Origin of the sequence: Tistrella bauzanensis, from assembly GCF_014636235.1 — a bacterium.
GTDB lineage: Bacteria > Pseudomonadota > Alphaproteobacteria > Tistrellales > Tistrellaceae > Tistrella > Tistrella bauzanensis.
Genome location: NZ_BMDZ01000149.1, coordinates 1 through 2,997, shown reverse-complemented (window position 1 = coordinate 2,997; position 2,997 = coordinate 1). Strand labels below are relative to the sequence as shown.

Annotated in this window: 1 rRNA gene; it reads right to left on the bottom strand. The window is 56.6% G+C overall.

The features are described 5' to 3' along the window. Positions 1 to 36: 36 nt before the first annotated feature. Positions 37 to 2,781 (bottom strand): 23S ribosomal RNA (locus IEW15_RS25115). Between the last annotated feature and the right edge of the window lie 216 nt (positions 2,782 to 2,997).

The following is a 2,997-nucleotide window of genomic DNA, read 5'->3' as shown; positions in this document are numbered from 1 at the left end:
GTGGCCCGCGGGCCCGGTTCTGGGCGCGACGGGGATCAATAGAGCTCTATCGAGCGATTAGTACCGGTTAGCTCAGTGCGTTGCCGCACGTGCACACCCGGCCTATCAACGTGGTGGTCTTCCACGGCTCTCAAGGGAGACCTGGTTTCGAGGGAGGTTTCCCGCTTAGATGCTTTCAGCGGTTATCCCTTCCGGATATAGCTACCCAGCGATGCGACTGGCGTCACAACTGGTGCACCAGAGATCCGTCCATCCCGGTCCTCTCGTACTGAGGACAGATCCTCTCAAGTCTCCTACACCCACGGCAGATAGGGACCGAACTGTCTCACGACGTTCTAAACCCAGCTCACGTACCACTTTAATCGGCGAACAGCCGAACCCTTGGGACCTGCTCCAGCCCCAGGATGTGATGAGCCGACATCGAGGTGCCAAACAACCCCGTCGATATGGACTCTTGGGGGTTATCAGCCTGTTATCCCCGGCGTACCTTTTATCCGTTGAGCGATGGCCCTTCCACTCGGGACCACCGGATCACTATGGCCGACTTTCGTCTCTGCTCGACTTGTCAGTCTCGCAGTCAGGCGGGCTTATGCCATTGCACTCGACAACCGATTTCCGACCGGTTTGAGCCCACCATCGCGCGCCTCCGTTACTCTTTGGGAGGCGACCGCCCCAGTCAAACTACCCGCCATGCAGGGTCCCGGCTCCGGATCACGGAGCGCGGTTAGACACCAAGAACTAAAAGGGTGGTATTTCAAGGATGCCTCCACCTCAGCTGGCGCCGAGGCTTCATAGGCTCCCACCTATCCTACACATTCAGTCCCTAGTGCCACTGCAAAGCTGTAGTAAAGGTGCACGGGGTCTTTCCGTCTGACCGCGGGAACCCCGCATCTTCACGGGGAATTCAATTTCGCTGAGTCGATACTGGAGACAGTGGGGAAGTCGTTACGCCATTCGTGCGGGTCGGAACTTACCCGACAAGGAATTTCGCTACCTTAGGACCGTTATAGTTACGGCCGCCGTTTACCGGGGCTTCGATTCAGAGCGTTAACCCCTCCTCTTAACCTTCCGGCACCGGGCAGGCGTCAGACCCTATACGTCGCCTTGCGGCTTCGCAGAGCCCTGTGTTTTTAGTAAACAGTCGCCACCCCCTGGTCTGTGCCCCCCGCCCCTGGTTGCCCAGGAACGGGGCCCCCTTCTCCCGAAGTTACGGGGGTAATTTGCCGAGTTCCTTCAGTATCGTTCTCTCAAGCGCCTTGGTATACTCTACCTGCCCACCTGTGTCGGTTTGGGGTACGGTCTATTCGTGGGCGTTATTTCCTGGAACAACTTCGCTGCTGGAAACAATCCGATAAGCTCCAACAACTTACGTCATCCGTCACGTCCCACAGGTACAGGAATATTAACCTGTTTCCCATCGACTACAGCTTTCGCTCTCGTCTTAGGGGCCGACTCACCCTGCGCGGATTAGCCTTGCGCAGGAACCCTTGGGCTTTCGGCGACAGAGTTTCTCACTCTGTTTGTCGCTACTCATGTCAGCATTCTCACTTCCGATACCTCCAGGCGCCCTCACGGGTCGCCCTTCACAGGCCTACGGAACGCTCCGCTACCACGCATCTTATCGATGCATCCACAGCTTCGGTGTACGGCTTGAGCCCCGTTACATCTTCGGCGCGGGACAGCTTAACTAGACCAGTGAGCTGTTACGCTTTCTTTAAAGGATGGCTGCTTCTAAGCCAACCTCCTGGTTGTCATGGCCGTCCTACATCCTTTCCCACTTAGCCGTAACTTGGGGACCTTAGCTGGTGGTCTGGGCTGTTTCCCTCTCGACTACGGACCTTAGCACCCGCAGTCTGTCTGCCACGCTGTACTCCTCGGTATTCGGAGTTTGGTTAGGTTTGGTAAGCCGGTGAGGCCCCCTAGCCCATCCAGTGCTCTACCCCCGAGGGTAATCACGTGACGCACTACCTAAATAGTTTTCGCGGAGAACCAGCTATATCCGAGTTTGATTGGCCTTTCACCCCTAGCCACAGGTCATCCCCGTCTTTTTCAACAGACGTGGGTTCGGTCCTCCAGTGCGTGTTACCGCACCTTCAACCTGCCCATGGCTAGATCACCCGGTTTCGGGTCTACTTCGTCCAACTCAAGCGCCCTATTCAGACTCGCTTTCGCTGCGCCTACACCTACCGGCTTAAGCTTGCTGGACAAAGTAACTCGCTGACCCATTATGCAAAAGGTACGCCGTCAGGCTTGCGCCCTCCGACTGCTTGTAGGCATCCGGTTTCAGGAACTGTTTCACTCCCCTCGTCGGGGTGCTTTTCACCTTTCCCTCACGGTACTGGTTCACTATCGGTCGTCAGGGAGTACTTAGGCTTAGAGGGTGGTCCCCCTATTTTCAAACAGGATTTCACGTGTCCCGCTCTACTCAAGGATTTCAAGAGCTACTCTCCATACGGGGCTATCACCCGCTCTGGCCGGCCTTTCCATGCCGTTCTGATCGTGTCTCAAGAAACCACTGGCCTGATCCGCTTTCGCTCGCCACTACTTACGGAGTCTCCGTTGATGTCCTTTCCTCCGGCTACTTAGATGTTTCAGTTCACCGGGTTCGCCTCTCCTGGCTATGTATTCACCAGAAGATACCACTTGCGTGGTGGGTTGCCCCATTCGGAAATCCATGGATCAAAGCTCACTCGCAGCTCCCCACGGCTTATCGCAGCGTGTCACGTCCTTCATCGCCTCCTGACGCCAAGGCATCCACCAGATGCCCTTCTCTTGCTCGAGAGATCCGCCGTCACGTCCAGAACCGGACCCGCGAGCATGCACCCGCAATCCTGCGGTCATGTCACGGTGTCATCGATCGGTTCTGACGCGCGGCCACTCAGCTCGCATTACATCAGACGATCTCATCTCTTCACACTGTCCAAAGAACTTGTGTTCCAGCCAGCCCCTCAGGGCCGGTGGAATATCCGGATCGGAAAACCGATCCCGACCGCATCC